We start from the raw sequence: 15830 nt of genomic DNA on the forward strand, positions 1-15830 counted from the left end.
ACGCAACCTGATACGCAACCTGAGCGCGCTTAGCCGGTCGAACGCTCAGTTTCATATTCAGGTTCAAATTCAAGTCACTGGAGAATTTCGCATGAATCAAGCCGTTGCGCCGAAGCGGCGCCGGTTCCTGCTCGTTGCCCTCGGCGGCGCGGGTGCGGTGGCGCTGGGAACCCAGGGATGCTCCGCCGCGATATTTCCGTTCATCCCCGACCACTACACGTTCAGTCAGGCACAGGTCCAGGACGCGGTGCAGCGCAAGTTTCCATTCCAGCGCACGGCCTCCCAGATCTTCGATGTCACACTGAGCAATCCGCTAGTTGGCCTCGCGCCCGATCGAAACCGGGTAACCATTCGGCTGGACGCGCGGCTTGCCACGCCGTTCATGCCGAATCCGGTCACCGGCGTGTTTACTCTTTCCAGTCAGCTTACTTACGATGCCCCGAGTCACTCGGTCATCCTGATGTCGCCAACCGTCGACGGCGTCCAGGTTTCCGGCGATGCGGCCCAATACACCCAGCAGATCAACGCGGTCGGCGCGGTCATGGCGACGCAGTTCCTGGACCGTTACCCAATCTACACATTCAAGCCAGAACAATTACAGTTTGCCGGTGTTAACTACGAACCCGGTACAATCACCGTCCTTACAAACGGCATACGCGTGCAGATCGTCGAGAAGTAGTAGTTTTCCCGGCGCAATCCAGGACGCGCGTGCCCGAACGATTGGCTGGCGACGGCCAGACTATGCCAAAAGGGCGGAGCGATGGACTGGATTCTGTTTTGCAAAGCGCTGATTCTGGGTGTGGTGGAGGGTTTGACCGAGTTTTTGCCGGTATCGAGTACGGGGCACCTGATAGTTGCCGGCAGTCTGCTGAATTTCACGAACGCCCAAGCCAAGACCTTCGACGTCGTGATCCAGTTCGGTGCGATTCTCGCGATTGTCTGGGAATACCGGCGCAAGATCGGCTCGGTCGTCGTCGGCTTGCCCACCCAGCCCAAGGCGCGCCGGTTCGCGCTGAACGTGATCATCGCGACCGTTCCAGCGATTGTGCTCGGCCTGCTGTTCGAAAAGCACATCAAAGCCGTATTGTTCGCGCCGGTGCCGGTGTCCGTAGCGCTGATCGTGGGCGGTGTCGTGATCCTGTGGGCGGAAGCGCGGCATCGCGAGCGCAATGTCGCGTCACGGGTAACGTCCGTGGACGATCTCTCTTACGCCGATGCCTTCAAAGTCGGCCTCGCTCAATGCTTCGCGCTGATTCCCGGCACGTCACGCTCGGGGTCGACGATTATCGGCGGAATGTTATTCGGGCTGGAACGTAAAGTTGCTACCGAGTTTTCCTTCTTCCTCGCTATTCCGATTATTTTCGGCGCCACGCTTTACGAGCTTGCGAAGGAGTGGCGCACGCTGTCCGTCGATTCGCTGGGCTTGTTTATCGTCGGGCTGCTGGCCGCGTTTGTCAGCGCATTTATATGTATTCGATGGCTGCTGCGTTACGTCGCCACGCACGATTTCACGGCGTTCGCGTGGTATCGGATCGGCTTCGGGCTGCTGATCCTGATCGTGGGATATAGCGGCGGGTTGAGTTGGGCGGATTGATTTCGATGCTGCCGTGCCCTTTGGGACCGGCCTAAAAGTCCGCAAGCACATATCAAACAGGCCGTTCCAACGTGAGTTGGAACGGCCTGTTTTGGTTTTTGCTAATGGACTATTCCGTTGTCGTTCAGCGGCGCTTGAACACGAGATCCCACACGCCGTGGCCTAGCTTTAATCCGCGTCGCTCGAACTTGGTCACAGGCCGATAGTCGGGACGTGGTGCGTAATCCGAGCCGGCTGTATTTTCCAGCGCCGGTTCCGCGGACAATACCTCGAGCATCTGTTCGGCATAGTTCTGCCAGTCAGTGGCGAGATGGATATACCCGCCCGGCTTGAGTCGCGACACCAGCAGCGCAACGAACTTCGGCTGGATCAGCCGGCGTTTATGGTGACGCGCCTTGTGCCATGGATCGGGGAAATAGATATGAACGCCATCGAGGCTGTCCGCCGCGATCATGTGTTCGAGCACTTCCACGGCGTCGTGCTGGACAACGCGAATGTTGGTCAGCTCCTGTTCACCGATCAGTTTGAGCAACGCGCCCACGCCCGGTTCATGAACCTCGATTCCGAGAAAGTCGTCGGCGGCTCGCGCCGACGCGATTTCCGCCGTCGTCCCGCCCATACCGAAGCCGATCTCCAGCACCCGTGGCGCATGGCGTCCGAACGCGGCGTCCCAGTCGAGCGGCTGCGGCGTGTAGGGCACGACAAAACGCGGACCGAATTCATCGAGTGCGCGACGTTGTCCTGTGGATACCCGTCCCGCACGCGTGACGAAGCTGCGAATCCGCCGATGGCGAAGCGTGCCGGCTGCGTCCGCACTGTCTTTGGCTTCGGCGCTTTCGTCGATTTTGTCGCTTTCGTTGGTCTCGTCTGGGTCGGGAGTGGGATCGTGGATCATCGGAAAGGACACGGGTTCTGGAGTTGAGCGAAGTTTGCGGCAAACCAACGCGAGGCAAACCTGGCGCTGCTGTAAATCAAAAAGCCGCCTTTTCGAAGGCGGCTTTTTGTGAACGAAAACTGGAGCGGGCGATGGGAATCGAACCCACGGCTCTAGCTTGGGAAGCTAGGGTATTGCCATTATACGACGCCCGCAGAGACCGCGATTTTACGCGGAATACCCCGTCTACCGCAACTTTACCCGGATCGACGGATGCTTCACTCCGAAATCACACCCCGAACATGGTCAAGGTCACGGCCAGCCGAGTCACGACCATCAGCAGTACCTGAACGATCACGAACAGCAGGATAGGCGACAAATCGATACCGCCCATGCGCGGCAACACGCGCCGCAGCGGTTCGAGAAACGGTGCCGTGAGTTGGTACAGCAGCGGCATGGCCGGGGATTGCGGATTCAGCCAAGACAGCAACGCCATCAGGATCGTCATCCAGATGATGAGGTTCAGCGCCCATTTGATGACGGTGATCACCGCGACCAGCAACAGCGTGGGCAGCATGGGCACGAGTCCGGCGGGGTCGACGCCGGCGAGCAGGACCAACAGGATCACGAATACCACCGCAGCAAGGAACGCCGCGACAATACTCGCCCAGTCGATGGTCTTTGCCGCCGGCAGGATCTTGCGCAACGGCAAGACGAGCCAGTTCGTGGCTTGCATCACGGCGTTGGACACCGGGTTGTACGGCGGCATGCGGACGACCTGCATCCAGGCGCGCAGCAGCAGCGCAGCGCCGAACAGCGTGAAGATTGTGTTGAGTAGAAAACGGGCGATCTCGCCGAACATCTCAAATCCTTTTCAAGGCAAAAGCGCAGCGCTCATGGCCGCGCGAGGTGATACGAGGGCAAGCAAAGCCGCGACGGACAACCGCCCGGCTTCATCAAACAGATCAGCTACGGTCGGTCAGCTAGCGGCGCGAACGTCGCTGATCTGCACGACCGGCGCAACGCCGTCCGGGTAGTAGTTCTCGATGTCCGCGGAGAAGGCCTTCGCATGGGGCGAGACCGCGGCCGAGAAGGCATCGACGGAATCGAACAGCAGGTGGCCCGCTGCAATATACGTAGGCGTTGAACCCGGTGCCCCGCCCGCAAGACCTGCATCAGCCGACCAGCCTTTCAATGCACTGCCCAGCAAGCCTGCCACCCACGGCATATGGCTCGTGCAGTAGTAGTCGATGTCGAAGGGCGCATTCTCGCGATACGGATAAAAAAAGCTCACCTTGATCATTGTTCGTTCTCGTAGCTGGAATGGGTTGGCGTCGAAGGTGGCGGCCGAAGCCGGAACTTCACCTGGATCAACGCACGGTCCGGGTTCTGAACCACGCTCCAAACCGCGGGTTGGAGCGCATGTTGTTCGTTTTCTACTCACTTCCTGCCGCGCCCGAACCCCTCGGCGGCTTTGCCACACTGACGCGCCGGGCATCACGATAGCATGGCTTGGTGACGCCTTGTGCCGCTTGGCGTACACCGGCGTACGGGTGCCCCCATACGGCCAGTCATGCTGGCCGGATCCAGGCAATCAATCGTCGCTCGGCCCGGTCGCGTTCAACACGAGTTCGATAGCGTGTGACATCGCGTCCAGTGCTTCCACGGGCGGTGGCGACGCACGCCGTTTCGCCAGTGCGACCGCGCGCCGCGAGAGCAGTGCATAGAGCGCGGCGTGATCGCCGCCGAGGTCTTGCAACAGCGCCAGTTGCTTGATCACAATGCTCGCGTCGCCGCGCGACACCGGGCCGGCAAGGGCACCCGGCAAACCTTTTTCACGCGCGGTTTCGATAGTGCCGGCGAGCATCGGCAGGACTGCGCGCAATGCCTCGTCCTCGGCAAACCCTAACTCTTTCCAGAGCGTGACCATCTCCGACAGCGAGCACAGCGCAAAGCTTGCCGCGTACTGCGCGGCGGCGTGGTAAAGCAGGCGACCGCCCGGCGGGATGGACAGCGGATGACAGCCGAGCGCCTGGACCAACGCGGTCAGCGTGTCGTGCAAGGGCCGGCTAGCTTCGATCGTGACGGAACAACCGGCAATGCGCGTCCGGTCGCTCGGCAGGCCGCCAAACAGGAACAACGGATGGAATCCGCCAATGTCCGCGCCCTGCGCTTGAGCCGTGGCGAGGACATCGACGGGCGTGGCGCCGCTGCAATGCACGACCGCCTTTGCGCCGCCGTGGGTATGATCCAGCCGCAAAGCGTTCGCCGTCGCACCAATGGCGTCGTCGGGAACGGTTAAAAATAGGATGTCGGCGTGCTGCGCAACCGCGCTGGCGTCGTCGGCGACTAGACATTCCGGCAATTCGCCGGCGAATTCACGTGCCGATGCTGCCGATCGGCTGGCTATCGCGGTGATTGGATAACCCGCGCGGGACCAGACGGCCGCCAGGCAGCGCGCGAGACGGCCAGCGCCGACGAAGCCCAAACGGGGCATCGTTGAAAAAGGCATGGTTGTTGCTCCATAAGATTCGTTGCGATGCGCGGTTCGCGTTCGCGGCGCAAAATGAAGTATCGCGCAACGGCGTTGGTGCCATAAAAAATGGCGCAGGGTGCCGCCGCCAAGGGTTTTGCGAGGCTCGAGCAAGCTTGTGTATCGGGCCTGGACAGTCAGGGTTGGTCATTTGGCCGATGTGCGCCAGTGCTTGTTTTGCAACGTTTGGGGGTCGCCATGAGTATTTTTGCGTATCGGAAACACCTGCGTTTTCTCAGCCAGACCCATCGCCGTCAGTGGTGGGATCAGCGCAAGCGTCTCACGCCACGGGTCAGGATCAGCGGGGCGTACGTGCCGCCCAGCGTCACCCGCGAATTCGCCTACGTGAAGGTGGGCTGAGCGGGGGAATAGAGGTCGCGTGCCCAAAAAAGTAGCACCGTTTGAAAATGCCCCGCTTGACGCTTTCCGGTCGGCGGGGCTTTCATTTTTTCAGGCGCTAAAAGCAAAGTGTAATGAATCATTACTTTGGTGACATCCGGAATAAGGTGCCGGACAACGGCAGCCAAGCAACGGCCTTCTCAGCAAACCCTTAATCCGTCTCGTTATGCCGTTGCACCAAGGCTGGCGCGGCTGTCCGCCCGCTTGAAATTCGGCAGACAAATCCTACTTTTAGGACTGTAGATATTGCAATTTGCAACAAATGCTTAAGGTTGGATTCAGGGTTTTTAGCTACATTGAATACATGTCGCTGCGGTAACCGGTCGTGTGTACCGGACCGTGGTGAGGAGAATAAAAGTGAAAAAGATCATCCAGATTCTGGCTGCAGCCGCGCTTGGTATTGGCGTTGTAAGCGCCGCGCAGGCGCATGTCTCGGTGGGTATCGGCATTGGGGTGCCGGCTTATCCGGTGTACGCCGCTCCGCCGCCGCCCGTGTATTACCAGCCGGGCCCGGTGTATGCCGCACCGCCCGTGGTTTATGCACCGCCGCCCGTTGTGGTTGGCGGGTATTACGGCGGTGGTCCGTACTGGCGCGGTCATTATCGTGGCGGTTACGGGTATGGATACCATGGCGGATACCGCGGCTATCACGGTGGTTATGGCGGTTGGCGCCATTGAGATTCCGGGCATGACCGGACCGGCTTACTAATCATTGGTGGATTGGGTGCAAACAGCGCAGCGCTGGCGTAGAGCCGGGTTGCGCTGTTTCTTTTATGCCGGGTTCTTTATTTAATTACGTTTCCCGCGTTTCCCGAATTATCCGCGGCACGGACGGGGCCGGCCGTGTTGGCTATTTGGCCAGCTTTCCAAACGCTCTACGATGCTGGGACAATAGACGTTCCTCAACCGCCGCCTTTGAGTCTCGATGTCAATCCTTCCCGCACCCACCTACGCCGACGTCGCCGACGCCGCAGAACGTATTGCTGGCGCTGCGCATCGCACGCCCGTGATGACTTCCCGCACCGCCGACGCGCTTACTGGCGCGAACCTGTTCTTCAAGTGCGAGAACTTCCAGCGCATGGGCGCTTTCAAATTTCGGGGCGCGTTCAACGCGATCTCGCATTTCTCCGAGTCCCAGCGCCGGGCCGGCGTCCTGACTTATTCATCAGGGAATCACGCGCAGGCAATCGCGTTGTCGGCTCGTATTGCCGGCATCAAGGCAACCATCATCATGCCGGAGGACGCGCCGGCCGCGAAGATGGAGGCCACGCGGAGTTACGGCGGCGAAGTGATTACGTACGACCGGTACACCGAGAATCGCGAGGAAATTGGTGCGAGGCTCGCGCAAGAGCGAGGCATGACGCTGATTCCGCCCTACGATCATCCGCATGTCATTGCGGGGCAGGGGACGTCGGCGAAAGAACTCATCGAAGAAACCGGGCCGCTGGATTATCTGTTCGTGTGCCTGGGTGGCGGAGGCTTGCTCGCCGGGTGTGCGCTGGCGGCGGCCGAGTTGAGCCCGTCATGCACGGTGATTGGCGTGGAGCCGGAGGCAGGCAACGACGCGCAGCAGTCGCTCGAACGCGGCGAGATTGTCCATATAGAAGTGCCACGCACGATTGCCGACGGCGCTGCGTCCACCCACGTTGGTGAATACAACTTCCCTATTCTGAAGCGCTACGTGGACCGCGTCGTAACCGTCAGCGACGACCAGCTCGTGCAGACCATGAAGTTCTTCGCGCAGCGCATGAAGATGGTCGTCGAGCCAACGGGCTGTCTGGCTGCGGCCGCCGTGCTGCAGAAGATCGTGCCGGTAACGGGCAAGCGCGTGGGCGTGATCATCAGCGGTGGCAATGTCGATCTGGCGCGGCTCGCTCAATTCCTGGCTTGATGCCCTGACGTCATGACGTCTGTGCGCCCTTCAGGATCAGGTCGTGATAACCGTTGACGATCACGCTGTACGCAAAGTACGCGAACAGCACCGCCGATAACACGTGGCAAGCGCGCAGCAGTGCCGTTCCTGCGCGTTTGCGACCGTGGCTGGCGAGCGAGCAGATAAAGAGTGTCCAGCCGAGCCCGCCGCAAAAGAAGCCAATGAGGAACACCGATGCGCTCGCCGGGCCGGTTGCGCCGGCTTTCGCGATCAGTGCACCGCCCACGGCGGCGAACCAGAGGATGGCGCTGGGTGAAGACACCGCTAGCAAGGTGCCACGCATGAAGCTGCGCAGGTGAGAGGGCCGTGGTGTAGGCACAAGATCCGGTTCGCCCGCAACCGGCGGCGCTGATGCAGGAAAGAGCGCTTCGCGTGCCATTTTGAAGGTCAGGAAGAGCAGCACGATTGCGCCGCCTATCCATACGACCCAGCGCACGGTATCGAACTGAAGTAGTGCAGCCATACCCGCGAGTGCGAGCGCCGCGTAGACGAGATCGCCGAAACAGGTGCCAAGGCCGATCATCATGCCCGGCTTGAAGCCGTGGGAAAGGGTCAGTGAGATGATCGCGACGTTTGCGATACCAATATCCAGACACAGGGACAACGACAGAAAAAATCCATCGGACAGCAATGGCAACACGTGCATCCCGACTTTCCTTCTCAATCTTTTTATATTGAACGAAGCCGGTTGTCCGGCTTCGCGTTTTCATTCTCCGGCTTCGCGTTTTCATCTTGCTGCTGCGTGTGGGGTAACCGGTCGAATGCCCGCGTCTCTGTCGGTGTTTCTGTACTAATCAAGCCAACTAAACGCGTTCGAGCGGCACCGACACCACCAGCCGTCCCGTCTCGATACCCATCGTGTTGCGCATCGGCGGGTTTCCGTAGGCGGCGAGTCGTGCACGCTGCGTTTCGTGGCCGATGTCGAGTTGCGCCAGCACATGCGTGACGATTGCGTAAAGCACAGCCGTGTTCCCATCTTCCACCTTGACCGCGATGCCCAGCGACCCACGCGTACCTGTACCACGCACACCGATCGCATAACTTGCATCGGCGCCTACTTTGCCGACCAGATCGCCTCCGAAGGCTTGCATCAACGCGGTACAGAATCGGCCGTCGCCCGCGACGAGTTCCGGGTATGTCGTCATCGCGCGATAGATCCGGGCGAGGGCATTCGTGCGCGGCGTGCTTTCAGCTCCGGCACTCGCGTCCGCCATCTTCATGAACAGCCGGGCGAGCCGATGCAGGGGGAACGCTGGCGTAGGCAAATTGCAGCCATCAATAGCCCATTGCACGCCGTCGTGCGGCAGATCGCAGAGCTCGGCAACGGTGCGTTTCACCCGAACCTGCAGCGGATGGTCAGGCAGGTGATAGTCGCGAACAGCCGCGCCTAGCGCTTGCGCACCCGCCAGCATGCCCGCATGTTTGCCCGAGCAATTGCTGCATACGCCGGTTGGCGTGAAGTCACGCCTGATCCACTCTTTCCAGACTGCGTCCGACAAAGGCGCATGGCCACCGCATCGAAGATCGGCTTCGGTGACGTGCGCCTTCGCGAGCATGGCGCGTGTGCGCTCGATGTGGCGCGGCTCGCTGTTATGCGATGCACACATCAGAGCGAGATCGGCGTCGTCGAAACCGAAGCGGTCCAGCGCTCCCGTTTCCAGCACCGCGAGCGCTTGCGCCGGTTTCGCCGCCGAGCGCGCAAGCGTCATACGCGACGGATCGCCGAACGCGTAGATCAACCGGCCTTCGGCGTCGACGACCGCCACATGCGCGGCATGCGTGTTCTCAACCAGATCCCCGCGATAAACCGTCGCAGCAACATTCATGAGCGCTTTCCTCCGGAAAAACCGATCTCGTCCCACAACGCGTCGACGCGCCGTTTCACGGCATCATCCATCGTGATCGGCCGACCCCATTCGCGGTCGGTTTCGCCCGGCCATTTGTTGGTGGCGTCGAGCCCCATCTTCGATCCCAACCCCGCCTTCGGCGACGCGAAATCCAGATAGTCGATCGGGGTGTTATCGACCAATACCGTATCGCGCGATGGATCGATACGCGTGGTGATTGCCCAGATCACTTCCTTCCAGTCGCGGATGTTCACGTCGTCATCCACCACCACGATAAACTTCGTATACATGAACTGCCGCAGGAAGCTCCAGACGCCGAACATCACGCGCTTCGCGTGGCCCGGGTAACTCTTCTTGATCTGGACGATCGCCATTCGATAACTGCAGCCTTCGGGCGGCAGGTAGAAGTCGGTGATTTCGGTGAACTGCTTTTGCAGCAACGGCACGAATACTTCGTTGAGCGCGACGCCGAGCACAGCCGGTTCATCAGGCGGTTTGCCTGTATAGGTCGAGTGATAGAGCGCGTCGCGGCGCATGGTGATCTTCTCGACTGTGAAGACCGGGAACCACTCTTGTTCGTTGTAGTAACCAGTGTGGTCACCGTACGGACCTTCGAGCGCATGTTCGTACTTCGAAGACGCGCTATTCGTGGGTCGCGGCGGCGCGCCGGCGGGCAACGGCGGAACAGGACCTTCCTGCGGATAAATGAAGCCTTCGAGCACGATCTCCGCACGCGCAGGCACCTGCAACGTATCCACACCGGGCGTGAGACATTTCGCCAGCTCGGTTTTCGCGCCGCGCAACAACCCCGCAAATTGATATTCGGAAAGTGAGTCTGGCACCGGCGTCACGGCGCCGAGAATGGTGGCCGGATCCGCGCCGAGCACGACCGCCACAGGATAAGGCTTGCCAGGATTAGCGAGCGCAAACTCGCGGAAATCCAGCGCGCCGCCCCGGTGCGCGAGCCAGCGCATGATCAATTTGTTGCGCCCGATCAGCTGCTGCCGATAGATGCCAAGGTTTTGCCGCGTCTTGTTCGGGCCGCGCGTGACCGTAAGCCCCCACGTGATGAGTGGACCGGCGTCGCCCGGCCAGCACGTCTGAATGGGCAGGCGCGCCAGATCAACGTCTCGTCCTTCCCACACGATCTCCTGGCAGGGCGGCGAGCTGACCGTTTTCGGCGCCATGTCCCAGACGGCTTTCGCCAGCGACAGCAACTTGCCCGCGTCCTTCAGGCCCTTCGGCGGCTCGGGTTCCTTGAGCGCCGACAACAACCGGCCCACGTCGCGCAACGACTCGAGCGCGGCTTTATCGCTGAGAAGGCTGGGATCGGCCGTCTCCTGCGCTTCCGTTTCGATACCCATGCCGAGCGCCACCCGCCGAGGCGTACCAAACAGGTTGGCCAGCACGGGCATGGTGTGTCCCGTCGGTGCCTGGAATAGCAAAGCCGGACCACCGGAACGCAGCACGCGATCCGATAGTTCGGTCATTTCAAGGACGGGCGAAACCGGCTGGTTGATGCGGCGCAATTCGCCGAGTGTTTCGAGGCGGGCGGTGAAGTCGCGCAGGTCTTTGTATTTCATCGGCTAAAGAAAAGGGGCCTGCGGAAAGCGTGGTCTGCGCGAGGGCGGCAGAGGCTGATGGTGCGGCTCAAGCCCCCTTGTGAGGAACTTTCGCGCGCGGGCGATTGTCGATTTTACCTGTGTTGATGTCGGTACGTCAGAGCACGCAACGGCACAATTCCGGCGTTTCCGCCGGAAAGTGGCTTGGCAGGCCGCTCTAGCCGTCCTGAACACCGTTCATAATTACCAAAAGTAATAGCTTTTACATTTATCAGCATTGACGGATCATTTGAGCCTGCTAAAATCCTTTGGCATTGACAACACCAATTGAAACTTTTTACCACTGCCTCAGGTCTTTTGAAATGACGCGACGCGTCGCCTGCGCCGGATTAGTACGGTGAATCAAGGCTTTGGTTTTCTTGCCGGCGCTCTTCTTCGCCGGTTTTTCGCGTGGCGACCTGTGTGCGCGCCCCGGCATGTCCTTCGTGCTGCGCGCACCCGGAAAACGTAATGTTCCGGTCAGGTTTCCCCAACGGTCTGTGCCGTTTTCCCGATACCGCTCGTGGCTAACCCAGGGCTGGCGGTGTCGATTTCTGCGTGGTGGCCCATTTTTTCGGGTTTTCATCTGCGGAAATCATGCAATTTGGGAGATCCATCCAATGAATGCTTGGTTGTCGTGGCGTCCCGACGCTCGCCTGGCGCTTCATCTACGCGCTATGCTGCGTCGCGCCAAACACATGAGTCTTACAGTTTTTAGCCTGGTCGGTTGTGCTGCTGTAGTGACCGCGCTGGCACTTTGGCTGCTTCCAGCCTGGCGCGGCTCCTTCGCCGCCAAACTGATGCCCCTCGTCTCGGCCGCGGTACAAGCCGGTCCAGCCCGGTTGCTCTCCGGACAACCTTTCCCCCCGTTCGCGCTCGGTCATCAGCGCGAAGAGGAACTGCGTAACGGTACCGCCGAGACCACCTCGCTCGGCGCCGCAGCCACCGACGACGACAGCACCCGTAAGCTCACCGGCGGCCTAAGTCTCGCCGTGTCGCCAAACGGGCTCGATCCCCGCACGTTGCCGACTGTTTCGACGCTCGCCAGCGCGATTTCATCGCAGCGGGTTGTCGCCGATGCCCGCGACGATCGCGTGCTCGTGTCGGATCGTGAACAGAACCTGGTGGCGAATTTCATTGCGCGGCGTTACCACGTGGCGCAAGAGCCGGTCAGCGAGCTCGTGAAAGCGGCCTTCGATACCGGCCGTGAGGTTGGCCTCGATCCTTTGTTGCTGCTGTCCGTCATGGCGATCGAATCGGGTTTCAATCCGTATGCTGAAAGCGGTGTGGGTGCGCAAGGGTTGATGCAGGTGATGTCGAAGGTTCACTCCGACAAATTCCAGTACTTCGGTGGCTCGCACGCGGCGCTTGAGCCGCTCGCGAACATCAAGGTCGGCGCGCTGGTGCTGAAGGATTGCATCGCGCGCGGTGGTTCGGTGGCGGGTGGCTTGCGTTTCTACGTAGGTTCGACGGCGCAGGACGACGGCGGATACGGCGCGAAGGTGTTGGCTGAACGTTCACGTCTGCGCGATGTAGCGCGTGGCCGCAATGTGCCGATCATCACGCCGCCCGCGCCGGCGCAGCCCGCGCCCAAGCAAGTGGTGGCGTCGGCTTCGCCTTCAAATTCGGGAACAAGCGAAAAACGCGTGCACGTGACGCTTGCCGGTGCTCCGGCAATCACGGCGCCGGCCAAGTCATCAGCGCCGCAAGCCAGCGACCGCAACGATACCGACGACGCAGACGCGCAGGCGAAGCATGTTGCGACGACGGAGTTCGGCGCTTAAAGGCAGGCTAGCGGCAAGCAGAAGCAGGGCTCCCGGGCTGTGAATCTGAGCTGGATAAGACAAAAAAGCACAAAAAAGCCGTTCCAACTCGCGTTGGAACGGCTTTTCTGCTTCTGCTTCCCTGAGGAATCGCTGAACGTTCGGGAGCGCCTCGAATCCGGGATTCAGACCCGAAACAGCGTCCCCAGCCGTTGCACGGCCTCTTCAAGCTGCGAGTATGCCGTCGCATAAGACAGCCGGATATAGTCCTGCGGCGCATGAAAGCCGAAATCGGTGCCGGGTACCAGCACAACACCTGCATCATGCAGCATGGAACGTGTCAACGCGTTGCTGTCGCCGGCAGCAGGATGCGCGACGTGACGGGTATCTGCATAAACGTAGAACGCGCCGTCCGGCACAACGGGCACTTCAAAACCAAGCGAACGCAACGCCGGCACGATGAAATCTCGTCTGCGCCCGAATTCCAGGCGTCGCGATTCGTAAATGGCGAGCGTGGCCGGCTCAAAACACGCCAGCGCCGCGTGCTGCGCGAGCGCCGACGCGCAGATGAACAGGTTCTGCGAGAGCTTCTCCATGGTGGCGACCATCGCTGGCGGCACCACGAGCCAGCCGAGCCGCCAGCCGGTCATGTTGAAGTACTTCGAAAAGCTGTTCACCGTGACTACGTCATCGCCTAACGAAAGCGCTGATACGGGCTTTGCGTCGTAGCTCAAGCCCTGATAAATCTCATCGACGATAGTAAAACCGCCGTGCGTGCGTACTACGTCGACAATTTTCGCCAGTTCGTCCGGTTCAATGGACGTGCCGGTCGGATTGGACGGCGACGCGAGCAGGACGCCGCGCGTGGCAGATGTCCAATGCGCTTCGACCTGAGCGGCCGTCAACTGGAACCGCTCGGCCGGACCGCTCGGGATCAGCACCGGACGGCCTTCGGTGGCAGCCACGAAATGGCGATTGCACGGGTAGCACGGGTCGGGCATCAGCACTTCGTCGTCGCGATCAACCAGTGCAGTGCACGCCAGCAACAATGCCGCAGACGCACCCGCTGTCACCACGATGCGCGCTGGATCAATACTGAGCCCGAACGTGTCGCGATAGTGACCGGAAATTGCCTCGCGCAACGAAGCCAGGCCAAGCGCATTCGTGTATTGCGTGACGCCGCGACGCAAGGCGTCGGTGGCGGCCGCGATCACCGGTTCCGGCGCCGTGAAATCCGGTTCACCGATACCCATGTGAATGATGCTGCGCCCCGCGCGTTCGAGCGCCTGCGCTTCTTTCGCCAGTTCCATGACATAGAACGGCTCGATGGCGTCAACGCGAGCGGCGTATCGGATAGCTGCGTTCAACGGTTCTTTTGCAAAGTTCATGGATTGGAAAAACCGTTCGTTCAGCTACGCTGCCCGCGGCCTTGCGCTTCCGTCGGCCGCAACTGGACGGCGAGCTTATCCAGCACGCCGTTCACATACTTGTGGCCGTCGGAGCCGCCGAACGTCTTCGTCAGTTCGATCGCTTCGTTGATCACCACGCGATACGGAATGTCCAGATGATGCTTGAACTCGAACGCAGCGACCATCAGCACCGCGCGTTCGACCGGCGAAAGCTGTTCGAGCGGACGGTCGAGGCACGGCTGCAATTCGGCGGAAATGGTGTCCGCTTCCTTGATCACGCCATGCAGGATCGCGTCCAGATGTTCCTGGTCGGCTTTGTCGAAGCCCTGCGCGCCGCGCAACTGCGCGTCGATCTCGCCGCCGGGCGCGCCCGACAGCAACCATTGGTAAAGCCCTTGTGTCGCGAGTTCGCGCGAGCGTCGTCGAGCGCTTTTCATGCACGGTCCTCGTCGTCTTCGTCTTCGTCGTCGCCGCCGAGTTGTTCCAGCGCAACCGACAAGTTCGCCATTTCCACCGCCACGCGTGCTGCGTCACGGCCTTTCTCCGTCATGCGGGCAACGGCTTGCTCGTCGTTTTCGGTCGTCAGGACTGCATTCGCGACCGGCGTGCCGAAGTCGAGCGCGATACGGGAAATGCCCGCGCCGCTTTCATTCGATACCAGCTCGAAGTGGTACGTTTCGCCGCGAATCACTGCGCCGAGAGCGATCAATGCATCGAACTGACCCGATTCAGCCAGCTTTTGCAGCGCCAACGGAATTTCGAGTGCGCCCGGCACGGTGACGAGCAACACGTCTTCACCAATCACGCCGAGGCGTTCGAGTTCTTCCGTGCACGCGTCCACGAGGCCATTGCAGACCGGTTCATTGAAACGCGATTGCACGATCCCGATGCGCAGTCCGTCGCCGTCGAGGTTCGGTTGGTATTGTCCGATTTCCATTATTTATCCGTTTTCAGTGTGATGCAGTGTGTTGGTTGGCGCTGGTCAGACGCGGTCGGCTAGACCGAGCGTAAATGGGCGATGGAAGCAGGGTCGGCCGAATCCGCCGGGCTCGTGGCGGGGCAGCCCGGCATGGGGATGAACCCGGTTACTTCGAGACCGTAACCTGACATGCTGCCGAGCTTGCGAGGATTCGACAGCACCTGCATCTTGCCCACGCCCAGTTCGCGCAAGATCTGCGCACCGATGCCGTAAGTCTTGAAATCGATTGGGCGGCGTTTCAGTTCGGCCGCTTTGTCCTCGCGCTCGAATGCCTGGAATACATCGACTAGATGCTCTTTCGTGTCGCCGCAATTGAGCAGCACAATGGCGCCCAGGTCGCGGGCCGCGATTTCCTTCATCGCGGCGTCGAGGGTCCAGGAGTGCGTGGACGAGTCCACTTCGAGCAAATCCAGCACCGACAGCGGTTCATGCACGCGCACCGGCGTTTCCCTATCCGGCGACGGCTGGCCGCGCACCAGCGCAATATGCGGCGAACCGCTCGGCTGATCGCGATACAGCACCGCGCGAAACGCGCCATGCGCCGTTTGCATGGTGCGTTCGGCGACCCGCTCGATGATTGATTCCGTGCGTGAGCGGTAGTGAATCAGGTCCGCGATCGTGCCGATACGAATACCGTGCAATTCGGCAAATTCGATCAGGTCGGGCAGCCGAGCCATTTCGCCGTCATCGCGGATCACTTCGCAGATCACCGACGCCGGCGTCAGGCCGGCCATTGCCGTCAGGTCGCAACCCGCTTCCGTATGCCCGGCGCGGACCAGCACGCCGCCCGGTTGCGCCATGATCGGGAATACATGACCGGGCTGGACGATATGCTCGGCTTTCGCGTCGTGCGCAACCGCTGCCTGAATGGTGCGCGAGCGGTCCGCGGCGGAGATGC

The 15830-nt window shown here is 60.8% G+C and carries 17 protein-coding genes and 1 tRNA gene; 6 read left to right on the forward strand and 12 right to left on the reverse strand.

Translation table 11 applies throughout. From position 1 onward, the window contains the following. The first annotated feature begins 91 nt into the window (after positions 1-91). Both JWR14_RS26175 and JWR14_RS26180 read left to right on the forward strand, forming a co-directional pair. The gene (locus tag JWR14_RS26175; RefSeq protein WP_299714290.1) at positions 92-679 is read left to right on the forward strand and encodes a DUF1439 domain-containing protein; all 588 of its coding nucleotides are present in this window, start codon (positions 92-94) and stop codon (positions 677-679) included. Positions 680-760: 81 nt separating this feature from the next. Next, a complete protein-coding gene (locus JWR14_RS26180) occupies positions 761-1594 on the forward strand; it encodes an undecaprenyl-diphosphate phosphatase (protein WP_299714292.1) in 834 nt (277 codons plus the stop codon). A 124-nt stretch (positions 1595-1718) separates the two neighbouring features. On the opposite strand, the gene trmB is transcribed toward JWR14_RS26180, so the two are convergent. The 5 genes from trmB to JWR14_RS26205 form a co-directional block, all read right to left on the reverse strand. Continuing rightward, entirely contained in the window at positions 1719-2489 is a 771-nt protein-coding gene (trmB, locus tag JWR14_RS26185) for a tRNA (guanosine(46)-N7)-methyltransferase TrmB (RefSeq protein WP_299714364.1), read from the reverse strand. A 120-nt stretch (positions 2490-2609) separates the two neighbouring features. Beyond that, positions 2610-2683, reverse strand: a tRNA-Gly gene (locus JWR14_RS26190). Between the two features lie 74 nt (positions 2684-2757). After that, a complete protein-coding gene (locus JWR14_RS26195) occupies positions 2758-3330 on the reverse strand; it encodes a YggT family protein (protein ID WP_299714294.1) in 573 nt (190 codons plus the stop codon). A gap of 117 nt (positions 3331-3447) precedes the next feature. Then, positions 3448-3771 (reverse strand): EthD family reductase, encoded by a 324-nt coding sequence (locus tag JWR14_RS26200; protein ID WP_299714296.1) that lies wholly within the window; start codon positions 3769-3771, stop codon positions 3448-3450. 291 nt (positions 3772-4062) lie between these two features. Further along, entirely contained in the window at positions 4063-4980 is a 918-nt protein-coding gene (locus JWR14_RS26205) for a DUF2520 domain-containing protein (protein WP_299714299.1), read from the reverse strand. Positions 4981-5199: 219 nt separating this feature from the next. Between JWR14_RS26205 and JWR14_RS26210 the strand changes: the two genes are divergently transcribed. The 3 genes from JWR14_RS26210 (at position 5200) to JWR14_RS26220 (ending at position 7291) form a co-directional block, all read left to right on the forward strand. After that, entirely contained in the window at positions 5200-5361 is a 162-nt protein-coding gene (locus tag JWR14_RS26210; protein WP_165087753.1) for a hypothetical protein, read from the forward strand. A gap of 396 nt (positions 5362-5757) precedes the next feature. After that, complete coding sequence (locus JWR14_RS26215; RefSeq protein WP_299714321.1) at positions 5758-6078, forward strand: hypothetical protein; 321 nt, start codon at positions 5758-5760, stop codon at positions 6076-6078. A 247-nt stretch (positions 6079-6325) separates the two neighbouring features. Then, positions 6326-7291 carry a threo-3-hydroxy-L-aspartate ammonia-lyase gene (locus JWR14_RS26220; protein WP_299714324.1) on the forward strand — a complete coding sequence of 322 codons (966 nt, stop codon included), beginning with the start codon at positions 6326-6328 and terminating at the stop codon, positions 7289-7291. 10 nt (positions 7292-7301) lie between these two features. Here the strand turns inward: JWR14_RS26220 and JWR14_RS26225 are convergent, their stop codons facing one another. The 3 genes from JWR14_RS26225 to JWR14_RS26235 form a co-directional block, all read right to left on the reverse strand. Further along, on the reverse strand, positions 7302-7979 hold the full coding sequence (locus JWR14_RS26225) for a LysE family transporter (RefSeq protein ID WP_299714327.1): 678 nt from the start codon (positions 7977-7979) through the stop codon (positions 7302-7304). A 157-nt stretch (positions 7980-8136) separates the two neighbouring features. Continuing rightward, positions 8137-9159, reverse strand: coding sequence for an asparaginase (locus tag JWR14_RS26230; RefSeq protein WP_299714330.1), 1023 nt, complete (start codon positions 9157-9159; stop codon positions 8137-8139). Next, positions 9156-10763 (reverse strand): UbiD family decarboxylase, encoded by a 1608-nt coding sequence (locus tag JWR14_RS26235; protein WP_299714333.1) that lies wholly within the window; start codon positions 10761-10763, stop codon positions 9156-9158. The genes JWR14_RS26230 and JWR14_RS26235 overlap by 4 nt, the downstream gene beginning before the upstream one ends. A gap of 638 nt (positions 10764-11401) precedes the next feature. Between JWR14_RS26235 and JWR14_RS26240 the strand changes: the two genes are divergently transcribed. Beyond that, positions 11402-12565: a transglycosylase SLT domain-containing protein gene (locus tag JWR14_RS26240; protein WP_299714337.1), complete on the forward strand. Its 1164-nt coding sequence runs from the start codon at positions 11402-11404 to the stop codon at positions 12563-12565. Positions 12566-12729: 164 nt separating this feature from the next. Here the strand turns inward: JWR14_RS26240 and JWR14_RS26245 are convergent, their stop codons facing one another. The 4 genes from JWR14_RS26245 to JWR14_RS26260 all read right to left on the reverse strand — a co-directional run. Further along, on the reverse strand, positions 12730-13932 hold the full coding sequence (locus tag JWR14_RS26245) for a pyridoxal phosphate-dependent aminotransferase (protein ID WP_299714339.1): 1203 nt from the start codon (positions 13930-13932) through the stop codon (positions 12730-12732). A gap of 20 nt (positions 13933-13952) precedes the next feature. Further along, positions 13953-14390, reverse strand: a complete 438-nt coding sequence (gene nusB, locus JWR14_RS26250) for a transcription antitermination factor NusB (protein WP_299714342.1) — start codon at positions 14388-14390, stop codon at positions 13953-13955. Continuing rightward, positions 14387-14890 (reverse strand): 6,7-dimethyl-8-ribityllumazine synthase, encoded by a 504-nt coding sequence (gene ribH, locus JWR14_RS26255; RefSeq protein ID WP_047896193.1) that lies wholly within the window; start codon positions 14888-14890, stop codon positions 14387-14389. Before ribH ends, nusB begins: the two co-directional genes overlap by 4 nt. Positions 14891-14949: 59 nt before the next feature. Next, on the reverse strand, positions 14950-15830 hold an 881-nt coding region (locus JWR14_RS26260), incomplete at its 5' end, for a 3,4-dihydroxy-2-butanone-4-phosphate synthase (protein WP_299714361.1).

This window comes from Caballeronia sp. (assembly GCF_028292365.1).
Lineage (GTDB): Bacteria > Pseudomonadota > Gammaproteobacteria > Burkholderiales > Burkholderiaceae > Caballeronia.

What these genes read in the sequence shown, in the direction of transcription:
- JWR14_RS26175 (WP_299714290.1), top strand. Translation starts at nt 92, where the DNA reads ATGAATCAAGCCGTTGCGCCGAAGCGGCGCCGGTTCCTGCTCGTTGCC.
- JWR14_RS26180 (WP_299714292.1), top strand. Translation starts at nt 761, where the DNA reads ATGGACTGGATTCTGTTTTGCAAAGCGCTGATTCTGGGTGTGGTGGAG.
- trmB (WP_299714364.1), bottom strand. Translation starts at nt 2,489, where the DNA reads ATGATCCACGATCCCACTCCCGACCCAGACGAGACCAACGAAAGCGAC.
- JWR14_RS26195 (WP_299714294.1), bottom strand. Translation starts at nt 3,330, where the DNA reads ATGTTCGGCGAGATCGCCCGTTTTCTACTCAACACAATCTTCACGCTG.
- JWR14_RS26200 (WP_299714296.1), bottom strand. Translation starts at nt 3,771, where the DNA reads ATGATCAAGGTGAGCTTTTTTTATCCGTATCGCGAGAATGCGCCCTTC.
- JWR14_RS26205 (WP_299714299.1), bottom strand. Translation starts at nt 4,980, where the DNA reads ATGCCTTTTTCAACGATGCCCCGTTTGGGCTTCGTCGGCGCTGGCCGT.
- JWR14_RS26210 (WP_165087753.1), top strand. Translation starts at nt 5,200, where the DNA reads ATGAGTATTTTTGCGTATCGGAAACACCTGCGTTTTCTCAGCCAGACC.
- JWR14_RS26220 (WP_299714324.1), top strand. Translation starts at nt 6,326, where the DNA reads ATGTCAATCCTTCCCGCACCCACCTACGCCGACGTCGCCGACGCCGCA.
- JWR14_RS26225 (WP_299714327.1), bottom strand. Translation starts at nt 7,979, where the DNA reads ATGCACGTGTTGCCATTGCTGTCCGATGGATTTTTTCTGTCGTTGTCC.
- JWR14_RS26230 (WP_299714330.1), bottom strand. Translation starts at nt 9,159, where the DNA reads ATGAATGTTGCTGCGACGGTTTATCGCGGGGATCTGGTTGAGAACACG.
- JWR14_RS26235 (WP_299714333.1), bottom strand. Translation starts at nt 10,763, where the DNA reads ATGAAATACAAAGACCTGCGCGACTTCACCGCCCGCCTCGAAACACTC.
- JWR14_RS26240 (WP_299714337.1), top strand. Translation starts at nt 11,402, where the DNA reads ATGAATGCTTGGTTGTCGTGGCGTCCCGACGCTCGCCTGGCGCTTCAT.
- JWR14_RS26245 (WP_299714339.1), bottom strand. Translation starts at nt 13,932, where the DNA reads ATGAACTTTGCAAAAGAACCGTTGAACGCAGCTATCCGATACGCCGCT.
- nusB (WP_299714342.1), bottom strand. Translation starts at nt 14,390, where the DNA reads ATGAAAAGCGCTCGACGACGCTCGCGCGAACTCGCGACACAAGGGCTT.
- ribH (WP_047896193.1), bottom strand. Translation starts at nt 14,890, where the DNA reads ATGGAAATCGGACAATACCAACCGAACCTCGACGGCGACGGACTGCGC.